At 71.7% G+C, this 513-nt stretch carries 1 protein-coding gene and 1 pseudogene; one reads left to right on the plus strand and one right to left on the minus strand.

The genetic code is table 11. The features are described from left to right. A pseudogene (locus tag ABD323_RS45545) lies at positions 1–210 on the plus strand (hypothetical protein); the annotation flags it as partial. 19 nt (positions 211–229) lie between these two features. On the opposite strand, the gene ABD323_RS45550 reads toward ABD323_RS45545, so the two are convergent. After that, positions 230–513: hypothetical protein (locus ABD323_RS45550; protein ID WP_344447791.1), on the minus strand; the 284-nt coding region annotated here is incomplete at its 5' end.

Consider the following 513-nt stretch of genomic DNA (forward strand, 5'->3'; position numbering starts at 1 on the left):
CCTAAGCCCGCTTGCCCTCCCCCTTCCCGCTGCGAGGGCCCCGAACCGTACGACCTGCCGCTCTGGCGCAGCCTGGCGGTCGAGGTCTGCGACGCCCCGACGACCGGCGAGCACGGGCCCGGCGTGGCCACCGTGCACTTCGAGATCCCGCTCGGACCGGCCCGGGCAGGCGTCCGGCTGCCCGGAGAACTGGCAGGCATCCAGGCGTAGATGAATATGGTTATCGTCGCTAGTCTTTGCTCCGCCGCCCGGCCGGACCGACCGGGCCGGTCACCGAGTGCTGCCACGAGCAGCTCGCGCAGCAGAGGCGGACCTGACGCATGGGGACGAAACAGGCAACGGCACCGAGGGAGCGCATCCCCGAGCCACTGACCGAACAGACCGGGCCGTCCGGCGGCACGCTCGCGGCCCTCCCGCGGTCCTTGGGCATGGTGTTGCTGGTGAACTTGGTGCGCTGCTCCGGGTGGCCGGGCGGCCAGATGGGGTAGGTGCCCGTGGGGTACTCGTCGGTCG

Source organism: Kitasatospora nipponensis, from assembly GCF_039528135.1.
Classification (GTDB): domain Bacteria; phylum Actinomycetota; class Actinomycetes; order Streptomycetales; family Streptomycetaceae; genus Kitasatospora; species Kitasatospora nipponensis.